Source organism: Pelomicrobium sp. G1 (assembly GCF_051905455.1).
In the GTDB taxonomy this organism is placed as follows: Bacteria; Pseudomonadota; Gammaproteobacteria; order Burkholderiales; family UBA6910; genus Pelomicrobium.
Genome location: NZ_JBQACR010000019.1, coordinates 18,736 through 37,495 on the forward strand (window position 1 = coordinate 18,736; position 18,760 = coordinate 37,495).

18 protein-coding genes are annotated in these 18,760 nt (G+C 68.9%); 13 read left to right on the forward strand and 5 right to left on the reverse strand.

The annotated features are described in order from the left end of the window. The first annotated feature begins 123 nt into the window (after window positions 1-123). Window positions 124-1,170: a LacI family DNA-binding transcriptional regulator gene (locus tag ACTFO6_RS15935; RefSeq protein WP_439935431.1), complete on the forward strand. Its 1,047-nt coding sequence runs from the start codon at window positions 124-126 to the stop codon at window positions 1,168-1,170. On the opposite strand, the gene ACTFO6_RS15940 is transcribed toward ACTFO6_RS15935, so the two are convergent. Together ACTFO6_RS15940 and argH are read right to left on the reverse strand one after the other, a co-directional pair. Next, on the reverse strand, window positions 1,153-2,049 hold the full coding sequence (locus ACTFO6_RS15940) for a fructosamine kinase family protein (RefSeq protein ID WP_439935432.1): 897 nt from the start codon (window positions 2,047-2,049) through the stop codon (window positions 1,153-1,155). The genes ACTFO6_RS15935 and ACTFO6_RS15940 overlap by 18 nt on opposite strands. A 47-nt stretch (window positions 2,050-2,096) precedes the next feature. After that, on the reverse strand, window positions 2,097-3,491 hold the full coding sequence (argH, locus tag ACTFO6_RS15945) for an argininosuccinate lyase (protein WP_439935433.1): 1,395 nt from the start codon (window positions 3,489-3,491) through the stop codon (window positions 2,097-2,099). Between the two features lie 38 nt (window positions 3,492-3,529). On the opposite strand from argH, the gene ACTFO6_RS15950 reads away from it, so the two are divergent. Next, complete coding sequence (locus ACTFO6_RS15950; protein ID WP_439935434.1) at window positions 3,530-4,543, forward strand: sensor histidine kinase; 1,014 nt, start codon at window positions 3,530-3,532, stop codon at window positions 4,541-4,543. Window positions 4,544-4,556: 13 nt separating this feature from the next. Next, window positions 4,557-5,321 (forward strand): LytR/AlgR family response regulator transcription factor, encoded by a 765-nt coding sequence (locus tag ACTFO6_RS15955; protein WP_439935435.1) that lies wholly within the window; start codon window positions 4,557-4,559, stop codon window positions 5,319-5,321. A 34-nt stretch (window positions 5,322-5,355) separates the two neighbouring features. On the opposite strand, the gene ppc is transcribed toward ACTFO6_RS15955, so the two are convergent. Then, window positions 5,356-8,214, reverse strand: a complete 2,859-nt coding sequence (gene ppc, locus ACTFO6_RS15960; RefSeq protein WP_439935436.1) for a phosphoenolpyruvate carboxylase — start codon at window positions 8,212-8,214, stop codon at window positions 5,356-5,358. A gap of 68 nt (window positions 8,215-8,282) precedes the next feature. Between ppc and hemC the strand changes: the two genes are divergently transcribed. The 4 genes from hemC to ACTFO6_RS15980 are packed head-to-tail and all read left to right on the forward strand — an operon-like array spanning window position 8,283 to window position 12,399. Next, entirely contained in the window at window positions 8,283-9,242 is a 960-nt protein-coding gene (hemC, locus tag ACTFO6_RS15965) for a hydroxymethylbilane synthase (protein WP_439935437.1), read from the forward strand. A gap of 12 nt (window positions 9,243-9,254) precedes the next feature. Continuing rightward, window positions 9,255-10,079 (forward strand): uroporphyrinogen-III synthase, encoded by an 825-nt coding sequence (locus tag ACTFO6_RS15970; RefSeq protein ID WP_439935438.1) that lies wholly within the window; start codon window positions 9,255-9,257, stop codon window positions 10,077-10,079. Then, complete coding sequence (locus tag ACTFO6_RS15975) at window positions 10,076-11,194, forward strand: uroporphyrinogen-III C-methyltransferase (protein WP_439935439.1); 1,119 nt, start codon at window positions 10,076-10,078, stop codon at window positions 11,192-11,194. The genes ACTFO6_RS15970 and ACTFO6_RS15975 overlap by 4 nt, the downstream gene beginning before the upstream one ends. Beyond that, window positions 11,191-12,399 (forward strand): heme biosynthesis HemY N-terminal domain-containing protein, encoded by a 1,209-nt coding sequence (locus tag ACTFO6_RS15980; RefSeq protein ID WP_439935440.1) that lies wholly within the window; start codon window positions 11,191-11,193, stop codon window positions 12,397-12,399. The genes ACTFO6_RS15975 and ACTFO6_RS15980 overlap by 4 nt, the downstream gene beginning before the upstream one ends. A 44-nt stretch (window positions 12,400-12,443) precedes the next feature. Here the strand turns inward: ACTFO6_RS15980 and ACTFO6_RS15985 are convergent, their stop codons facing one another. Beyond that, window positions 12,444-13,481 carry a CDP-6-deoxy-delta-3,4-glucoseen reductase gene (locus ACTFO6_RS15985; RefSeq protein WP_439935441.1) on the reverse strand — a complete coding sequence of 346 codons (1,038 nt, stop codon included), beginning with the start codon at window positions 13,479-13,481 and terminating at the stop codon, window positions 12,444-12,446. On the opposite strand from ACTFO6_RS15985, the gene ACTFO6_RS15990 reads away from it, so the two are divergent. After that, the gene (locus tag ACTFO6_RS15990; RefSeq protein WP_439935442.1) at window positions 13,480-14,382 is read left to right on the forward strand and encodes an NAD-dependent epimerase/dehydratase family protein; all 903 of its coding nucleotides are present in this window, start codon (window positions 13,480-13,482) and stop codon (window positions 14,380-14,382) included. The genes ACTFO6_RS15985 and ACTFO6_RS15990 overlap by 2 nt on opposite strands. A 30-nt stretch (window positions 14,383-14,412) precedes the next feature. On the opposite strand, the gene ACTFO6_RS15995 is transcribed toward ACTFO6_RS15990, so the two are convergent. Continuing rightward, the gene (locus ACTFO6_RS15995; protein WP_439935443.1) at window positions 14,413-14,787 is read right to left on the reverse strand and encodes an FxsA family protein; all 375 of its coding nucleotides are present in this window, start codon (window positions 14,785-14,787) and stop codon (window positions 14,413-14,415) included. Between the two features lie 82 nt (window positions 14,788-14,869). On the opposite strand from ACTFO6_RS15995, the gene cutA reads away from it, so the two are divergent. From cutA to accB, 5 genes are all read left to right on the forward strand, one after another. Then, window positions 14,870-15,199 (forward strand): divalent-cation tolerance protein CutA, encoded by a 330-nt coding sequence (cutA, locus tag ACTFO6_RS16000; RefSeq protein ID WP_439935444.1) that lies wholly within the window; start codon window positions 14,870-14,872, stop codon window positions 15,197-15,199. A 16-nt stretch (window positions 15,200-15,215) separates the two neighbouring features. Then, a complete protein-coding gene (gene dsbD / locus ACTFO6_RS16005; RefSeq protein ID WP_439935445.1) occupies window positions 15,216-17,045 on the forward strand; it encodes a protein-disulfide reductase DsbD in 1,830 nt (609 codons plus the stop codon). After that, entirely contained in the window at window positions 17,042-17,572 is a 531-nt protein-coding gene (locus ACTFO6_RS16010) for a TlpA disulfide reductase family protein (protein WP_439935446.1), read from the forward strand. Before dsbD ends, ACTFO6_RS16010 begins: the two co-directional genes overlap by 4 nt. Before the next feature lie 93 nt (window positions 17,573-17,665). Continuing rightward, on the forward strand, window positions 17,666-18,118 hold the full coding sequence (aroQ, locus tag ACTFO6_RS16015) for a type II 3-dehydroquinate dehydratase (protein ID WP_439935447.1): 453 nt from the start codon (window positions 17,666-17,668) through the stop codon (window positions 18,116-18,118). A gap of 33 nt (window positions 18,119-18,151) precedes the next feature. Continuing rightward, the gene (accB, locus tag ACTFO6_RS16020; RefSeq protein WP_439935448.1) at window positions 18,152-18,613 is read left to right on the forward strand and encodes an acetyl-CoA carboxylase biotin carboxyl carrier protein; all 462 of its coding nucleotides are present in this window, start codon (window positions 18,152-18,154) and stop codon (window positions 18,611-18,613) included. Window positions 18,614-18,760: the final 147 nt, after the last annotated feature.

An 18,760-nucleotide genomic window follows, 5' to 3' on the forward strand; every position in this document is an offset into this window, starting at 1 on the left:
GCGCCGACCTCGGAGCCGCGGGGGGTCGAGGCTATTCCGAACGGCCCAAGGCTCGCAGCCATTGCCGGCCCGGAATGAAATTGGTACGCTCATGAAGTTGTCCTAGCCCAACGAGGCTACCGGTTGAAAAAGTCCGTCAAGCTCGCCGACGTGGCCCGCCATGCTCGTGTGTCCACGGCCACCGTTTCCCGGGCCCTTTCCCATCCTGAAAAGGTCAAGCCCGAGACGCTGGAGCGCATCCAGCGGGTGATCGACCGGCTCGGCTACGTGCCCCACGGCACGGCCCGGGCGCTTGCCACTCGGCGCACCTATGCCATCGGCGCCGTGATGCCCACCCTGGACAACGCCATCTTCGCCAACACCACCCATGCCCTGCAGAAGACCCTGGACGAAGCGGGCTACACCCTGCTCCTCGGCTGCCACGAATTCGACCCCAAAGTGGAGACGCGCATCGCCCGCAAGCTGATCGAGCGCAGTGTGGACGGCCTGATCCTGTTCGGCACCGACCACGAGCCTGAGCTGTGGGCGCTAGTGGAACGGGTGCAGATCCCCTACGTGCTCACCTGGGCCCTTGACCGTAGCGGGCAGTGGCCGTGCGTCGGGTTTGACAGCCACGAGGCGGGAGTGCAGGTGGCCCGGTACCTGATGGAGCTGGGACACCGGCGCTTCGCCATGATCGCCGGCATCACCGCCACCAACGAGCGCCATCGGGCGCGGGTGCAGGGGGTGCGGGAAGCGCTGGAGGCCCGCGGAATCCAACTGCCACCGACGCGGATCATCGAAAAGCCCTTCTCGCCCACCGCCGGCCGGGAGGCGATGCGGGAGATCCTACGCCAGCGCTGGCGGCCGACGGCGGTCATCTGCGGCAACGACGTGCTGGCGATCGGCGCCATCGCCGAGTGTCATGCCCAAGGGCTTCACGTGCCCAACGACATCTCCGTCACCGGCTTCGACGACATGGAGTTCGCCTCCATGGTCACGCCGGCCTTGACCACGGTGCATTTCCCTGCCGCCGAGCTGGGGCAGTATGCGGCGGAGCATCTCTTGAGGCGCCTGGCCGGGGAGAAAGTGCCTTCCGTGTTGCAGCTTCCCGTGGAACTAATCGTGCGCGCCTCCGCGGCACCGCCCAAGCCCGCCGTGGAGCGCAGCGCCCTAGCCGAGGTGAGCTAACAACCGCTCCATCATAGCCTGCGCTTGGGCGGCGTAGCCTGCGCCGAACAGGTTCGCGTGGTTCAGCAGGTGATAGAGGTTGTAGAAGTCCTTGCGCACCCGGTAGCCCGGGTCGAGGGGATACGCCTCCTGGTAGGCCCGATAGAAGGCCGGGCCGAAGCCGCCGAAGAGCTCGGTCATGGCGAGGTCCGCCTCCCGATCCCCGTAGTACACCGCCGGATCGAAAACCACTGGCGTCCCCTCCCGGGTCGCCCCGTGATTGCCGGCCCACAGGTCGCCGTGCAGCAGGGAGGGCACCGGCGTATAGCCTTGGAACAGGGCGGGAAGCCGTTCCAGGAGCCGCTCGCCGAGTCGCTGCAAGGCACCGCGGTGGCCCCGGCGCGCTGCCAGCTCCAACTGGAACCCGAGGCGCGCCTCGCGCCAGAAGCCGATCCAGTCGGCGCTCCACGGGTTGCGCTGGGGCGTGGAGCCGATGGCGTTGTCCCGGCGCCAGCCAAAGCGCTCAGCGGTGCGGCGATGCATCCGTGCAAGCGCCGTACCCAGGGCCGCAAGGCTCTCGGAATCGCCGCGCCCGAGCTCCAGGTATTCCAGCACCAGGTAAGCACACCGGCCCGCCACGCCGTGGGTGACAGGATGGGGTGCCTTGACCGCTCCGGTGGCGAGGATCTCCTCGAGGCCGTCCGCCTCGGCTTCGAACATGGCTGCATGTTCCGCCCGATTGAGCTTCACGAAGTAGCGGCGGCCGGCGCCTTCCAGGCGGTACGCCTCGTTGATGCAGCCGCCGCCCACCGGCTCTAGGCGCTCGACGAAAAAGCCGATGCCCTCGGCCGCCGCGATGCTCCCGGCGATGGCGTCCCAGGGCGCTTGCTGCGCTTTCATGACAAAGGCGTTTTTCCTCTGTGCCTCTGTGTCTCTGTGGCAGATCTTCAGCCGAGGGACCGCCGCGCCTCGTGCACCGCCCGCAGCACCTGCTCGGGCGCGGTGCCGCCCGGGTGGCGGCGGCTGGCCACCGACCCCTCCAGGGTGAGGACCTGGTAGACGTCCTCCGCGATGAGGGGGGAGAACCGGCGTAGCTCCTCCAGGGACAGTTCGGCCAGGTCAGCGCCCTTCTCCTCGGCGAAGCGCACCGCCCGCGCCACCGCCTCGTGGGCGTCCCGGAAGGGGAGCCCCTGGCGTACCAGGTAGTCGGCCAGGTCCGTGGCGGTGGCGTAGCCTTCCCGCGCCGCGGCGCGGGTCCGCTCGACGTCCACTTCCAGCCCCGCCAGCATCTCCCGGAACACCCGCAGCGTGTCGGTCACCGTGTCCACCGTATCGAACAGGGGTTCCTTGTCCTCCTGGTTGTCCTTGTTGTAGGCGAGGGGCTGGGCCTTCATGAGGGTGAGAAGCGCCACCAGGTGGCCGTTCACTCGCCCCGTCTTGCCCCGGGCGAGCTCCGGAACGTCGGGGTTTCTCTTCTGCGGCATGATGCTGGAGCCGGTACAAAAGCGGTCCGGGAGCTTCACGAAGCCGAAGCGGGGGCTCATCCACAGGACGAGCTCCTCCGAGCACCTGGACAGGTGGGTCATGAGGAGGGCCGCGCAGGCGACGAACTCCACCGCGAAGTCCCGGTCGGACACGGCGTCCAGGGAGTTCTCGCACAAGCCTTCGAAATCGAGTTCCTTCGCCACCCGCTCCCGGTCGATGGGGAAGCTGGTGCCCGCCAGGGCCGCGGCGCCCAGAGGCAGGCGGTTCAGGCGCCGGCGGCAGTCGGCGAACCGCTCCGCGTCCCGCTTGAGCATCTCGAAGTAGGCCATGAGGTGGTGCCCGAAGGTGACGGGCTGGGCCACCTGCAGGTGGGTGAAGCCAGGCATCACCGTACCGGCGTGGCGTTCGGCCTGGTCGAGCAGCGCCCGTTGCAGCGCCCGGATGTTCTCCTGGATGCCGTCGATCGCGTCCCGCAGCCACAGCCGTACGTCGGTGGCCACCTGATCGTTGCGCGAGCGCGCCGTGTGCAGCCGCTTGCCCGCGTCGCCTACCAAGTCGGTCAGCCGTTTCTCGATGTTGAGGTGCACGTCCTCCAGGTCCAGGGACCAGGGAAAAGTACCGGCCTCGATCTCGGCCAGGATCCGCTGCATCCCGCCCTCGATGGCGGCCAGGTCTTGCGCGGATAAAATGCCGGCAGCATGGAGCATGCGCGCATGGGCGAGGGAGCCGCGGATGTCGTGGCGGGCGAGGCGCCGGTCGAAAGGGACGGAGGCGGTATAGCGCTTGACCAGTTCGTCCACGGGTTCGGTGAAGCGCCCGGACCAGGGTTTATGCTCACTGTTCGATCGATCTTGCATGGGCCGCCAACCTGGCGAAAAATAAACGAATTCAGCAAATGCCCAGTATAAATCAAAACACCGGCGCGGCCGGCCTGCCCGACTTCCGCAACCTGGGGGTAATCGCCCGGGTGCTGGTGGCTGTGGAGCTCCTCGGCTTCGCCGCGGCCATCGCCCGGACCTCCGGTTGGGCCGAGGTGGGGGCCGAATTCGCGAACCTTTCGGCGGTGCTGCAGCCAGCCCTGATTCTCGCCGTTGTGCTCCTTTACCTGCTCCATCCCTGGCTCAAGGGCCTGCCCTATGGGTTCGGCGCGGCGTCGGTGGCGGCCGTCGCCTTGGTTGCCGTCGTCCTGGTGCACGCGGCGGCGGGGGAGGTACTGCAGTCGCTGGAGGCGAGCGCTCTCGAGCGCCACGCCTTGTTCGCCCTCGGGGCGAGCGCGCTGCTGCTCTTTTACTTCCACCTGCGCAGCCGGGCCCTATCCCCTGCCCTGGCGGAAGCCCGGCTCCAGGCTCTCCAGGCCCGCATCCGCCCCCACTTCTTCTTCAACAGCCTGAACGCGGTACTGGGGCTGATCCGCTCGGACCCGCGCCGGGCGGAAGCCGCTCTGGAGGACCTGGCGGAGCTGTTCCGGGCGCTCATGGCGGACAACCGCCAGCTCTGCACCCTGGAGCGGGAGGTGGCCCTGTGCCGCCAGTACCTGCAGATCGAGCAATTGCGGCTTGGGACGAGGCTCAAGGTGGAGTGGCGCATCGACGAGATGCCCGGGGAGGCCCTGGTGCCGCCCCTCACCCTGCAGCCCCTCATCGAGAACGCGGTCTATCACGGCATCGAGCCGATCCAACAGCCCGGAACCATCGAGATCCAGATCCAGCGGCGCAACGACCAAGTGCACGCCCTGCTGCGCAATCCCTACCGGCGCGGCGGCGCTCATACCACGGGCAACCGCATGGCGCTCAACAACATCCGCGAGCGCCTGGCGCTGCACTTTGACGCCGAGGCGCTCCTCTCTACCCGGGAGGCGGACGGCTTGTACGAGGTTCACATCGTGCTGCCATACCGCACGGGAGCTTGACGGGAACGGATCCATGAGCGCAGGCGAGCAAGCCTTGAGGGTTCTGATCGTGGACGACGAGGCCCCAGCCCGGGCGCGGCTGCGCGATCTGCTGGCGGACTGCGGGGAGAAGATGCCCCTGGAGGTGGTGGGTGAAGCGGCGAGCGGCCTGGAGGCGCTCAGATGCCTGGAGGAGGCGCCCGCCGACGTGGTGCTGCTCGACATCCGCATGCCGGAGATGGACGGCATCGAGCTCGCCCAGCACCTGATGAAGCTCCCCGACCCGCCGACGGTGATTTTCACTACCGCCTACGACGCCTACGCCCTGCAGGCCTTCGACGTGCACGCGCTCGACTACCTGCTTAAGCCGGTGCGCCTTGGGCGCCTGTTCGACGCCCTCACCCGAGCGCGCTCCATCACGCCGCTGCGCATCGAGATCCTGCAGCAGCTCGCCCGCCGGCCCCGCAGTCATTTCTCCATCCAGGAGCGGGGGCGAGTGCACCTGATCCCGGTCGATTCCATCCTCTATCTCAAGGCGGAACTCAAGTATGTGACGGTGCGCACCCGGGAGCGGGAATACCTACTCGAGGAATCCCTTTCTCGGCTGGAGGAGGAATTCGCCGACCGTTTCCTGCGCATCCACCGCAACTGCCTGGTGGCTAAGGACGCCATCAGCGGCTTCGAGAAACAGTCCCCGGACGGAGAGGGGCAGTGGGCGGTAGTGATCAAGGAGCTGAACGAGAAGCTTCCCGTCTCCCGCCGCCAGTGGTCGGCGGTGAAGGCCCTCATGGACCGCTGAGGCTGGGTTTTTCGCTACAGAGAGCCCCAGACGCTCAGCCGCTGTTGCGCAGGGCCGAAGCCACTCCGTTGATGGTGATGTGGATGGCCCGCTTGACCGTGGGGTCGGCGTCCCCTGCCCGGTGCCGCCGCAGCAGCTCCACCTGCAGGTGGTTCAGGGGATCGATGTAGGGGGCGCGGTTCTTGAGGCTGCGGGCGAGAGCAGGGTTGTCCTCTAACAGCCCCCGGTGGCCAGTCACGGCGAAGAAATGCTGGAGGGTCTTGTGCCATTCGCTGCGGATGCGACCGAACACGTGCTCGCGCAGCGCCTCGTCCCGCACCAGGCCGGCGTAGCGGGAGGCAATGGCCATGTCGGATTTGGCCAGCACCTGGTCCATGTTGGACAGCAACGTGCTGAAGAAGGCCCACTCCCGCACCATGGTCCGCAGCCGCGCGAGGCCCCGCTCCCCGTGGCGAGCGGCGTAAGCCTCCACGGCGCTGCCGAAGCCGTACCAGCCGGGCAGCATTATGCGGGCGAGGCTCCAACTAAACACCCAGGGAATGGCCCGCAGGTCCTCGATGCGCTGGGAAGGCTTGCGGGACGCCGGCCGGCTGCCGATGTTGAGCTCGGACAGCTCCCGGATCGGGGTGGCGGCGCGGAAGAATTCGTCGAACCCGGGCGTCTCGTACACCAGGCTGCGGTAGGCGCGATGGGCGGTCTCGGAGAGCTCCTCCATCGCCTCGTGGAATTCCGGGGCCCGGTCCCCGGCGTGACCGTCCGAGAGGAGGCTCGCCTCCAGGGTGGCGGCGATCAGGGTCTCCAGGTTGCGCCGTCCGATGTGGGGGTCAGAGTACTTGGAGCCGATCACCTCGCCCTGTTCGGTGATGCGGATCTGGCCAGTCACCGCCCCCGGCGGTTGGGCCTTGATGGCCTGGTAGCTGGGCCCGCCGCCCCGGCCCACGGTGCCGCCGCGCCCGTGGAACAACCTCAAGGCGACACCATGGCGCCTGAACACCTCCACCAGAGACACCTGGGCCTTGTATAGCTCCCAATTGGAAGTAAGGAAGCCGCCGTCCTTGTTGCTGTCCGAGTAGCCCAGCATCACTTCTTGTGCCTCCCCACGGCTCGCCAGCAGCCGCCGGTACCAGGGCAGCGAGAACAGGGTTTCCATGACGGTGGGGCAGCGTCGCAGGTCGGCGATGGTTTCGAACAGGGGAACTAGGTTCATCTCCGAATGCGGCGTTGGGCCGGGCCGCAGCAGCCCCACCTCCTTGAGGAGCAGGGCGACTTCCAACAGGTCGCTCACGTCGTCGGTTTTCGAGACGATGTAGGTGGGCACCGCCTCCGGGCCGAAGCGGCCCCGGATTTCGGCCGCGGTGCGCAGCACTGCCAGCTCCTCCCGGGTGGTTTCGCTGTATTCGATGAAGGGGGAGGTGAGGGGGCGGGGGCTTTCCAGCTCCGCGAGGAGCAGCGCTCGCCGCCCGGCCTCGGGCAGGCTCAGGTAGTCAGGCCCGCCCGCCCGCTGGAACAGCTCCGCTACCACCTGCTCGTGCATGCCGCTGTGCTGGCGCAGGTCGAGGGGCGCCAGGTGGAAACCGAACACCCGCGCCGCGCAGCGCAGGCAGCGCAGCCGCCCGCGGGCGATGAGCCCGGAGCCGCCGGCGCGCAGCGACTCGTCCAGCAGGTCCAAGTCGGCGAGGAGCTCGGCGGCCGTGCCGTAGGGGGGCGCGTCCCCCACCGGGTGATGCTCCAGGACTGCGTGGCCGAAGGCCTTGGCGGTGGCAGCGAGCCGCGCGTAGATACCGATCAGGGCCCGGCGGTAGAGCTCGTCCGAGCGTCCCGCGGCATGATCGGGAGAGGCGGCCGCCAGGCGCTCCAGTGCCGGCGCCGCCCGGGTCAGGCGGGTAGACATGGAAAGCTCGGCGCCGAGCCGGTGGGTCTCCGCCAGCAGAAAGTCCAGCGCCAGGGCGGTTTGGCTACGCATGGCGTGGTCCAGCATCCGGGCGGTGACGAAGGGGTTGCCGTCCCGGTCGCCGCCGATCCAGGTGCCGATGCGGAAGAAGGGCGGCAGGGGCGAGTCCGGTTCCCGTCCGTAGTGGCGGGCGAGCAGGTCCTCCAGCTCCCCGTAGAGCCGGGGCACTTGCTCCAGGAAGGTGTAGCGGTAGTAGGCGAGGCTGTTCTTGATCTCGTCTTCCACGTTGAGGCGCGTGTGGCGCAGCAGCCGCGTCTGCCACAGGGTGAGCACGGCCCGGCGCAGCGCCTCCTCGTTCTCCTCCAGCTCCTCGGGGGTGAGCGCCCCCCTCGAGCGCTCGGCCAGCAGCCGGGCGATGTCCAACTGGCGGTCCAGGATGCTTTGCCGCTGCACCTCGGTGGGATGGGCGGTGAGGACCGGCGAGATGAGGGCCCGCTGGAAGAAAGCGGCGATCCGCTCCCCGCTCACCCCTGCCTCTTTCAGCCGCTCCACCGCCCGGGCGATGCTCCCGTCCTGATGGAGGGAACCCGCCATGGCGTGGGCCCGGCGGCGCCGGTTGTGGTGTTGATCCTCGGCGATGTTGGCGAGCTGGCTGAAGAAACCGAAGGCCCTCACCACCACGATGGTTTGCCAATGGGACAGCCCGTTGAGGATCGCTTCCAGGTCCCGGCGGGCCTCCGGGTCGTCTTCCCGGCGGAAGCGGATGGCGGTCTTGCGGATGGATTCGATCAGCTCGAACGCCGCCTCCCCCTCCTGGGCCCGCAGGGTGTCCCCCAGGATGCGGCCGAGGAGCCGGATGTCTTCCCGCAGCGGCAGATCCTTGTCCGCCACGGCTTCGGCGATGGGTTGGTTCATCGGATGCGACGGGCGACGAAAAGCGAGCCGGCGAACGGCGGGGCGGGAACGCGAGGCCTCGCGCCCCGGGGACACGCGGGCCCCCATGCTAAAATGAAAACTTTGTTTTTCACCTTGCGCGCGTTCCTGGCGTTTCCGCTACAGGCTGTCGTCTCTTGAGCTCCGGCCGCGAACCCCGCTCCGATCAGCTCGATCCCGGCCGCATCGTCATCGCGACCCGGGAGAGTGCGCTCGCCCTATGGCAGGCCCGGCACATCGCCGAGCGGCTCGGGCAATTATACCCGCGGTTGGAAGTCGCCATTCGGGGCATGACCACCCAAGGGGACCGGATCCTGGACACGCCGCTGGCCCTCGTGGGCGGCAAGGGCCTGTTCGTGAAGGAGCTGGAAGCGGCCCTGGCGCGGGGCGAGGCCCATCTCGCCGTGCATTCCATGAAGGATGTGCCGATGACCCTGCCCGAGGGCTTCCAGATCGCGGCCATCACCGAGCGGGAAGACCCGCGGGACGCCTTCGTCTCCAACGCCTATGCCTCCCTGGCGGCCCTGCCCCCGGGGGCGGTGGTGGGCACCTCGAGCTTGAGGCGCCAAAGCCAGATCAAGGCTCGCCATCCCCATTTGCAGGTGAGGACGCTGCGGGGCAACGTCCCTACCCGGCTGCGCAAACTGGACGAGGGCCGGTACGATGCCCTGGTGCTGGCGGCGGCGGGGCTCAAGCGCCTGGGGCTCGCTTCCCGCATCACGGCGCTCCTTTCCCCCGAGGAGAGCCTGCCCGCCGTGGGCCAGGGGGCCCTCGGGATCGAGTGCCTGGCCGGGCAGCCGGCGCTGGAAGCGCTCCTCGCCCCCCTCAACCACTTCGAGACGGCGGCCTGCGTGCGGGCCGAGCGGGCCATGAGCCGGGCATTGACCGGCAGTTGCCACGTCCCCCTGGGAGGCTACGCGGAGCTGCGGGATAGCCGGCTCTGGCTGCGGGGCTTCGTGGCCAGCCCCGACGGCTCGGCCCTGGTGGAGGCCGAGGAGACGGGTGACGCGCAGGCGCCGGAGGCGCTGGGGGAGGCGGTGGCCCAACGCCTGCGGGAGCGGGGCGCCGGGCCCATCCTGGCGGCCCTCGCCGCCTGAAGGGGGATGGCGGTGACCCGCTCCCCGCAGGAGGCCGGGCGGCCCCTCGCCGGGCTGGGCATCGGGGTGACTCGTCCCGCCCATCAGGCGGAAGAGCTCATGGCGCTGATCCGCGCCGCCGGCGGCGTTCCGGTGGCGTGCCCGGTGCTGGAAATCCAGGACGTGGAGGATTTGGGCCCGCTGATGGCGTTGATCAATCGCCTGGAGACTTTCGATCTCGCCGTCTTTATCAGCCCCAATGCGGTGGCCAAGGCCATGAACCTGATCCAGGCGCACCGGACGCTGCCCGCGGGCCTGCGGCTGGCCGCCGTGGGCAAGGCCTCGGCGCGGGAACTGGCCAAGTTCGGCGTGACGGAAGTGATCGTGCCGGAGCAGCGCTTCGACAGCGAGGCGCTGCTGGCGCTTCCGGCCCTCCAGGACGTGGCCGGAAAGCGCGTGGTCATCTTTCGCGGCGATGGCGGGCGGGAGCTGCTGGGCGACACGCTGGTTGCTCGCGGCGCGCGCATCGAATACGCTGAGTGTTACCGGCGCACGCGCCCGCGGAGCGGCGCGGAGAATCTGCTGCGTGCCTGGGCGCGCGACGAGCTCGCCGCGATCACCGTCACCAGCAGCGAGGGACTGCACAACCTGTTCGACATGGTGGGTGCTCTCGGCCGGCAGTGGCTAAAGAAAACGCCTCTGTTCGTGCCCCACGAGCGCATCGCGGCGACCGCCCGGACGCTGGGCCTGCAGCAGGTGATCGTGACCGAGCCCGGCGACGAGGGCCTGCTGCGCGGGCTCGTCGAATGGTTCCGCAACAAAGGGGGCGCTGCCGTCCCCGAGAACAAACAGACATGAGCGATACCAGCGAAGCCAAACCCCCCGCCGAGGAAGGGTCTCAACCGTCCGCTCCTGCCTCCTTCCCCCCCGAAAGAGAGCTCGCGTCCCCGCCCGGGCCCGGCGAGGAGAGGCCTGGGCCGCGGCAGCCCCGGTGGTACCTGCATCCCGCCCTCTACGTGGCGCTCTTCGCTTTGGTCCTGGGAGGCTGGGACGCCTGGCAGACCCGGGTTCAGATGAATGAGATGCGCCGCGACCTGGCCGTGCGCCTGGCGGACACGGACGCAGCCCTAGGAGAGGCCCGGGTGAGCGCCCAGCGGGCGGAGGCCGCCGTGCGCGACCTCGCTGCCAAGCTGACGGCGGTGGAAGCCCGGCTTGCCGAGTCCCGCAGCCAGCAGGAAGCCCTGGAAGCCCTTTACCAAGAACTTTCCCGCGGCCGGGACGAAACGGCCTTGGCGGAGGTGGAGCAGCTTCTCCTCATCGCCAACCAGCAGCTCACCCTCGCTGGCAACGTGAAGACGGCTCTCATTGCCCTGCGTAACGCGGAAGCCAAACTCGCGCGCCTGGACCGGCCCCAGTTCGGGACCCTCAAGCGCTCCATCGCCTCCGCCATCGAGCGGCTGGAAGGTTTGCCGATCATGGACGTGGACACCCTGAGCCAGCGGCTGGAATCCCTGATCCGGCGGGTGGAAGAGTTGCCGCTCGCCGCCCACGCCCGCCCCGCCCCCCAGCCCACGGCTCAACCCGAACCTACCGGCAAAGCCTGGCTCGACTTCCTGCGCTTGGCGTGGCACGACCTAAAAAGTCTAGTGCGGGTGGAGAAGCTGGAAGAGCCGGCCGCGCCCTTGCTCACGCCCGAGCAGGCTTTTTTCTTGCGGGAGAACGTGAAGTTGCGGCTTCTCTCCGCCCGGCTCGCCCTGCTGGGCCGGGACGAGGTGAGCTATCGCGCCGATCTGGCCGCCGCCGGGGAATTGCTCCAGCGCCACTTTGACACCCGGGCCCGGAGCACGGCAGAGGCCTTGGCCGAAGCGGCCGACCTGGCCCAGGCGCCCTTGAGCGCTCCCCTGCCCGACGTCTCCGCCGCCCTGGAGGCGCTGCGCCACGCGCGCCTCGCGACCGACAGGGGCGCGCGATGAAAGGAGTCCTGTGGCTGATCCTGCTCACGGCTCTCGCCGTGGCGGTGACCCTGATCGTCCGCGAGAGCACCGGCTACGTCATCTTCGTCGCCGGCGGCTACCGGGTGGAGCTGTCCCTCAACCTGCTCATCGTCCTGCTGCTGGCGGGATTCGTCGGCCTATACCTAGCGGTGCGCCTGGTCGCCAACGCCTTCACCCTTCCCCGGCGGGTGCGGGAATATCGGTTGCGGCGCAGGCAGCGCAGGGGCCACCACCTGCTCCTGGCGGCCCTCTCGGCGTATTTCCAAGGAGAATACGCCCGGGCGGAGAAAGCTGCCCTCAAGGCCATGGACCTGGGGGAGGCCCCGGTGCTCTGCAGCGTGCTGGCGGCCCACAGCGCCCATCGGCTGCGCCAGCCCGAACGCCGGGACGCCCACTTGAAGGAATCGGAGGCCGCCTCCCCCGAGGAGGAGCTCCTGCGGGACCTCGCCCGGGCGGAGTTCTTGCTGGCCGAGGGGGACGCGGCCGGGTCCCTGGCGGTCGTGGAAGGGTTGCGGGGGGCGGCGCGCCGCCCTCCGGCGGGTTTGCTGGCGCTCGCGCTGGAAGCCCATCGGCGGGCGGGCCACTGGGACGAGTTGCTTGCCCTGCTCAAGGAAGCGGAGAAGCGCCAAGTGCTCGATTCCGCCCAGGCGGAGGAGCTGCGCCGCCTGGCCCACATCCAGAACCTCCAGACGCGCGGCCACGACCTGGAAGCCCTGCGGCGCTACTGGGAAAGCCTTCCCGCTCGCGACCAGGAGCATCCCCAGGTGGCGGCCGCGGCGGCCCGGGCCTTCCTCGAGCACAAGGAATGCCGTGCCGCCCACGCCGTCATCGAGCGGGCCTTGACCCGGCAGTGGGCGCCGGAGCTGCTGGAGTTCTACGCCGAGTGTCCCGAGGAAGATCCGGCCCGCCAGCTCCAGCAGGCCGAGCGCTGGCTTACGGAGCATTCCGACGACGCCGCCCTGCTGCTTGCCCTGGGGAAGCTCTGCGCCCAAGCCGGGTTGTGGGGCAAGGCCCAGTCCTACTTGGAGGCAAGCCTCTCCCTGCAGCCGTCCCACGCCGCCTACCTGGCCCTGGCGGGGATCCAGGAGCGGCTCGACCGGGCGGAAGAGGCGCGGGCCGCCTACCGCCGCAGCCTGGAGCTGGCGCTGGAGCGGCTCGGCGCGCCGGCGCAACGCAGCCTTTGAGCGCCCTCGTGGGGGTAGAGCGTTTCTCCCGCGGCCGAGCGGCGTCAGGGCGAAGCGCCAGGCCGCGGTGGCTCGCCGGGGGTGAAGGCATCGGAGAAGAATTCCTCCTCCGGCAGCCCCCGTTCCCGGGTGAAATCCCGGTGGGCCGCCTCCACCATCACCGGCGCTCCGCAGGCGTACACCTGGTGGCCCGAGAGATCCCCGAAGTCCTCCATCACCACCCGGTGCACCAGGCCGGTGCGGCCGCGCCAGTCGTCCTCGGGCAGGGGCTCCGAGAGCACCGGAACGTAGCGGAAATGGGGGTACGCCCGGGCCCAACCCTCGGGCAGGCCCGGCAGGTACAGGTCGGCGCGGGTGCGGTTGCCCCAGTAGAGGGTCATGGGCCGCTTGATCCCCACGTACAGGGCGTGCTCGATGATGGCCTTGATGGGGGCGAAGCCGGTGCCGCTCGCCAGAAAGACGATGGGCTTGTCCGAGTCCTCCCGCAGGAAGAAGGTGCCCAGCGGTCCCTGGAAGCGCAGGATGTCCTTCACCTTCATGGTGGTGAAGACGTGCTGGGTGAAGGCCCCGCCCGGGTAGTTGCGCACGTGCAGCTCCAGGAACTCGTCGTTGTGGGGCGGATTGGCCATGGAAAAGCTGCGCCGCTTGCCGTCTTTGAGCAGGATGTCGATGTACTGGCCGGCGAGGAACTGCAGTCGCTCGTACTGGGGCAGCTTGAGCTTGATCACCATGACCTCGGGCGCGACCCGCTCCAAGGCATGGACCCGACAGGGCAGGGTCTTGATGGGGATGTCGCGCACGGCGCCCACTTCCCGCGACTCGATCACCAGGTCGCTCTGGGGACGGGCGCAGCAGAACAGGGCCATCCCCACCTGCTTTTCCATGGGGGTGAGGGCGGCCTCCTGGTGCGGCCCGTAGTCCACCGTGCCCTCCAGCACCTTGCCCTTGCACGCGCCGCAGGCGCCGTTGCGGCAGCCGTAGGGCAGGGGAAAGCCCTCCCGCAGCGCCGCCTCCAGCACGGTTTCGCCGGGCTGGCAGCGGAAGGTGTGGCCGCTGGGTTTGATGATTACCTGATATGACATGGGCGTATCGATGCTCCGGGGGCGGTCGCGCGGTTCGCTGAGGCGGCTCATCATCGTCGGCTGCGGCGACGTGGGCCTGCGCCTCGCCGCGCGCTTGTCCGGCCGCTACCGGCTGCTCGCCTTGACCCACAGCCCGGCGCGCCACGCCCTGCTGCGGGCGCGGGGGGTAGCGCCCCTGCCCGGCGACCTGGACCGGGCCGCGTCCTTGGCGCGGCTCGGTGGCGTCGCCCACGCCCTGGTCCATCTCGCGCCGCCGCCGGGGCAAGGCGCGCGGGACACGCGCACGATGCATTTGCTCGCCGCGCTGGGAAAGCGGGGCATGTTACCACAGACCCTGGTGTACATCAGCACGAGCGGCGTCTACGGCGATTGCGGCGGGGCGCTGGTCCCGGAGACCCGGCCGGTCAATCCAGCGACGGCCCGTGCCCGCCGCCGCGTGGACGCCGAAGAGCGCTTGCGCGCCTTCGGCCGGCGTCACGGCGTGCGGGTGGTGATCCTGCGGGTGCCCGGCATCTATTCCGGGAAGCGCCTGCCCCTCGAACGGTTGAGAGCCCGCACCCCCGCCCTGGTCCCCGAGGAGGACAGCTACAGCAACCACATCCACGCCGACGACCTGGCGGCCGCAGTGGCGGCCGCCCTGGCGCGGGGGCGCCCCGGGCGGGTGTACAACGTGAGCGACGACTCCGAGCTACGAATGGGGGACTACTTCGACCGAGTCGCCGACCGTCGCGGGCTGGCGCGCCCCCCGCGCATCCGGCGCGGGGAGGCGCCGGGCCGCATCCCCGAGACGCTCTTGAGCTTCATGAACGAGTCCCGGCGGCTTGTGAATGCGCGCATGAAGCGGGAGTTGAGGCTCAAGCTGCGCTATCCGACGGTGGACCAGGGCTTGGAAGCGCCTTAGCCTCCGGGCCGGCCGCCCGGCGGGAATAATTCAATCCAGGCGGCGGTATTCGCCCTCGATCACCCCCTCGTCCCGGGGCGGCTCGGGGTTCAGGCTCTTCCACGGCAGCAACAGCAGGAGGAGCGCCAGCACGTCGCTTACGACGCCCGGAAACAGCAAGAGCGCCCCGGCGAGGAACTGGCGGCCGCTGTCCAGGAGGGCGGAGAAGAGCATGTCTCCCCGGGCGCGGGCCCGCTCCAGGCGCGAGGCGAAGAGCCGCCGCTCCCCCCGGATCAGGGCCCAGCCCGCTAGGGCCGAAAGGGCGAGGGGGGCAAGGGTCCACCAGCCCAGGGCCTGGCCGAGCTGGGCGAGCCCCCAGATCTCCAGGAGGGGAAAGGCGAGGAGGGCCAAAAGAAAGAGGATCACCCGCATCGGATCGAACGCTGGTCGTCGCGCGGCGGCGCGCCGCGAAAGTGGATAGAATTTAATATTTTAATCGGTTTAGCTTATGACTTCGTTACTCGTCATCACCAACCTCCCGGACCGGGACAGCGCCGAGAAGCTGGCCGAGGCCCTCATCGAGCAGCGGGCGGCGGCCTGCGTCAACGTGACGGGGGCCTGCCGCTCGGTGTACCGGTGGCGCGGGCAGGTGGAGCGGGCGGACGAATTCCCGGTGTTCATCAAGACGACGGCGGAAGCCTACCCGCGCCTGGAGCAACTCATCCGGGAGCGGCACCCCTACGAACTCCCGGAAATCATCGCGGTCCGTATTGAGCAGGGCCTGCCGGCCTATCTCGCCTGGGTGGCAGCGGAAACCGGCGGCCCAGGCGCCTCATAGAAAATAGTCCGCCCCCATGCGGTTGGTCCTTGTCCTGCTGTTCCTGGTTTCCCCCTTCGTCGGCCTGCCCGAGGCGGGGGCTCAGGATTTCCTCCGGGCCGCTCGCCAGGCGTTGGCCGCGCCTGCGGAAGAGGAGCTGCTGCCGCCAGACGCGGCCTTCCGGGCTGAGGTGCTCGCCCGGGATGGGCGGACCCTGGAAGCCCGCTTCAGCCCGGCCAAGGGCTATTACCTCTATCGGGACAAGTTCTCCTTCAGCCTGGTGGATGCCCCCGGGGTGCAGCTCGCCAGCGTGGAGATTCCCCCCGGGAAGCCTAAGGACGACCCCTTCTTCGGCAAGATAGACGTCTTCTACGAGCCGGTGGCGGTATTGATTCGGCTGCAGCGGGAGGCCGAGGTGGCGGGCCCGATTAAGCTGAAGGCCGGCTACCAAGGTTGCAACGAGCCGGTGGGGGTGTGCTATCCGCCTATCGAAAAGGTCTTCGAGGTGGCCCTGCCCGCTGCGGTGGCTGCGCCGCCGGGAGCCGCGACCGCCCAGGCGGAGGATGACCGGGTGGCCGGGCTCCTCAAGTCCGAGGGGTTCTGGCTGATCGTGGCGAGCTTCCTGGGCTTCGGGCTGCTCCTCGCCTTCACGCCCTGCGTGCTTCCCATGATTCCCATCCTGTCCGGGATCGTCGCCGGGCAGGGCCATCGGCTCACCAAGCTGCGCGGGTTCACCTTGGCCCTCGCCTACGTGCTGGGCATGGCCATCACCTACGCGGCCGCCGGCGTGGCGGCGGGGCTTTCGGGCACCATGCTGTCGGCGGCCCTGCAGAACCCGTGGGTGCTGGGAATGTTCGCGGCCCTCTTCGTGCTGCTTGCCCTGTCCATGTTCGGGTTCTACGAGCTGCAACTGCCTGCCTCCCTCCAGAGCCGGCTCGCCGGCACGGCCAACCGGCTGGGCAGCGGCCACTACGCCGGGGTCTTCGTCATGGGGGCGCTGTCGGCGGTGATCGTGGGTCCCTGCGTGGCGGCGCCCCTGGCGGGGGCGCTCCTGTACATCAGCCAGACCCGGGACGTGGTGCTGGGCGGCGCGGCCCTCTTCGCCATGGCCATCGGCATGGGCCTGCCCTTGCTCGCCGTGGGCGCTTCCGCCGGGGCGCTCCTGCCCAAAGCCGGCCCCTGGATGGAAAACGTCAAGCGCTTTTTCGGCGTCGTGCTGCTGGCGGTGGCGATCTACACCGTCTCCCCAGTGATCCCGGCGGTGGTGCACATGCTTCTATGGGCGGCGCTCCTCATCGTCTCCGCCATTTATCTCCACGCCATCGATCCCCTGCCACCGGAGGCTTCCGGCTACCGCAGGTTCTGGAAGGGCGTGGGCGTCATCGCCCTCCTCGTGGGGGTGTCCCTGCTGGTGGGGGCCCTTTCCGGCGGGCGCGACGTGCTCCAGCCCCTGGCGGGGCTGAGGTTCGCCGGGGGCGAGGTCGCCGCGGGCGCCGCCCAGGCGGGCCATTTGCCCTTCGAGCGGGTGCGCTCCCTGGCGGAGCTGGAGACCCGGTTACAGGCTGCGGGGGGCCGCTACGCCATGCTGGATTTCTATGCCGACTGGTGCATCACGTGCAAGGAGATGGAGCGCTTCACCTTCAGCGACCGCCGAGTGCAAGCCAAGCTCCGGGACGCGGTGCTGCTCCAGGCGGACGTGACCCGCAACACCCTTGAGGACGCAGCCCTGCTCAAGCGCTTCAACCTCTTCGGCCCGCCCGCCATCCTCTTTTTCGACCGGCAGGGTCGGGAAGTGGCCGGGGTGCGGGTCGTGGGTTTCCAGAACGCCGATGACTTTCTCGCCACCTTGGAGAGGGCAATGCCATGAGCCGTGCCCGCCGGATCCTGATCGCGGCCGCGGTGGCGGCCGTGGCCCTCACGGCGGGGGCCGGCCTGCGTTTCCACCTCGCGGCGCCAACTGAGGACGCAGCAGAGGCAGGTAAGGCGCTGCTCGAAGCGAGCTTCGAAGACCTGGCCGGGGAGCGGGTGGGCCTCACCCGGTTCCGGGGCCAGGTGCTGGTGGTCAACTTTTGGGCCACCTGGTGTACCCCCTGCCGGGAAGAGATCCCGGAGTTCGTCGAGGTGCAGGAGGAGTTCCGGGAGCGGGGAGTAACCTTCGTGGGCATCGCGGTGGACCGCAAGGAGCCGGTGGCGGCCTTCAGCCGGGAGCTGGGCATCAACTATCCCATCCTGATCGGCAGCCTGGAGGCCATGGAGTTGGCCCAGAGGGCAGGCAACCGGCTCCAGGCGCTGCCCTTCACGGTGATCCTGGACCGGAACGGCCAAGCCGCCAAAGTTCACCTGGGCAGGCTCTCCCGGGACGAGCTGGTCTCCTTGCTCCTCCAACTCCTCTAGCCCTCCAGCCGGCCCCTTCCAGGTCGTTCCTGGACATGTTGCCGCGAATTGCGGCAAAATTCGCCGATCTTTCGAGCCAGGAGCCCCCTTCGAGTGAAATCTTCCCAAGTCCTGGTCCTCCATGGGCCCAACCTGAATCTCCTCGGCGTGCGGGAGCCCGAGGTCTATGGGCTCGTCACGTTGGGCGAAATTAACGAGCGTTTGATGAAGTTGGGCGAGGCCCATGGGGTGCCGGTGGTGTGCTTCCAGAGCAACTCGGAATCCGACCTGGTGGAGCGGGTACACAAGGCCCGGGACGACCACACCGGTTTCATCCTCGTCAATCCGGCGGCCTTCACCCACACCAGCGTGGCCTTGCGGGACGCCCTTTCCGCCGTGGCAATCCCCTTCATCGAGGTGCACCTGTCCAACCTCCATGCCCGCGAACCCTTCCGGCGGGTCTCCTACTTTTCCGATCGCGCTGTGGGGGTCATCACCGGCCTGGGCGCCAAGGGCTACGAGCTGGCGCTCCTCTACGCCCTGGATTTCCTGGCTCACAAGGCCTGAGCCGTTTTCTCCGATACCACAAGGAGTCTTGCCATGGACCTGCGCAAGCTCAAGAAGCTGATCGACCTGGTGCAGGCCTCCGGCATCGCCGAGCTGGAAATCACCGAAGGGGAGGAGAAGGTACGGATCACCCGCAACGCGGTCTCGGCCGCCCCTTCGGTGGCCATGGTCCCGGCGGCCTCTCCCACCCCGCCTGCCCCGGCCCCCGCCCAGAACTCGACCGTCGAACCGGCCGCCGCCCCCAAGCTCCCCGAAGGCCACGTGATCAAGTCCCCCATGGTGGGCACGTTCTACCGCTCTTCCTCCCCCGGGTCCAAGCCTTTCGTCGAGCTGGGCCAGACGGTTAAGGCGGGCGATACGCTGTGCATCATCGAGGCCATGAAACTCATGAACGAGATCGAGTCGGACGTGGCCGGCGTGGTCAAGGCCATCCTGGTGGAGAACGGCCAGCCGGTAGAATACGGCGAGCCCCTGTTCGTGATCGAGGTCGAGTGAGGGAGTGGCCGCAAGAAGAGCCCCCGATCGAGCCGCGGTGAGCCATGTTTGAAAAAATTCTGATTGCGAACCGCGGCGACCACACGCCGCGCAGCGGCTTGTGGCTGTGGAGGCTAACGGGCGCTTTGCGCCCGTTAAGCGAGCGCA

Bases quoted from the DNA above. Each gene is read 5' to 3' on its own strand.
- argH (WP_439935433.1), bottom strand. From the start codon at position 3,491: ATGCAAGATCGATCGAACAGTGAGCATAAACCCTGGTCCGGGCGCTTC.
- ACTFO6_RS15975 (WP_439935439.1), top strand. From the start codon at position 10,076: ATGAGCGATACCAGCGAAGCCAAACCCCCCGCCGAGGAAGGGTCTCAA.
- dsbD (WP_439935445.1), top strand. From the start codon at position 15,216: ATGCGGTTGGTCCTTGTCCTGCTGTTCCTGGTTTCCCCCTTCGTCGGC.
- ACTFO6_RS15985 (WP_439935441.1), bottom strand. From the start codon at position 13,481: ATGTCATATCAGGTAATCATCAAACCCAGCGGCCACACCTTCCGCTGC.
- ACTFO6_RS15980 (WP_439935440.1), top strand. From the start codon at position 11,191: ATGAAAGGAGTCCTGTGGCTGATCCTGCTCACGGCTCTCGCCGTGGCG.
- accB (WP_439935448.1), top strand. From the start codon at position 18,152: ATGGACCTGCGCAAGCTCAAGAAGCTGATCGACCTGGTGCAGGCCTCC.
- cutA (WP_439935444.1), top strand. From the start codon at position 14,870: ATGACTTCGTTACTCGTCATCACCAACCTCCCGGACCGGGACAGCGCC.
- ppc (WP_439935436.1), bottom strand. From the start codon at position 8,214: ATGGGGGCCCGCGTGTCCCCGGGGCGCGAGGCCTCGCGTTCCCGCCCC.
- ACTFO6_RS15950 (WP_439935434.1), top strand. From the start codon at position 3,530: ATGCCCAGTATAAATCAAAACACCGGCGCGGCCGGCCTGCCCGACTTC.
- ACTFO6_RS16010 (WP_439935446.1), top strand. From the start codon at position 17,042: ATGAGCCGTGCCCGCCGGATCCTGATCGCGGCCGCGGTGGCGGCCGTG.
- ACTFO6_RS15955 (WP_439935435.1), top strand. From the start codon at position 4,557: ATGAGCGCAGGCGAGCAAGCCTTGAGGGTTCTGATCGTGGACGACGAG.
- ACTFO6_RS15940 (WP_439935432.1), bottom strand. From the start codon at position 2,049: ATGAAAGCGCAGCAAGCGCCCTGGGACGCCATCGCCGGGAGCATCGCG.
- ACTFO6_RS15990 (WP_439935442.1), top strand. From the start codon at position 13,480: ATGGGCGTATCGATGCTCCGGGGGCGGTCGCGCGGTTCGCTGAGGCGG.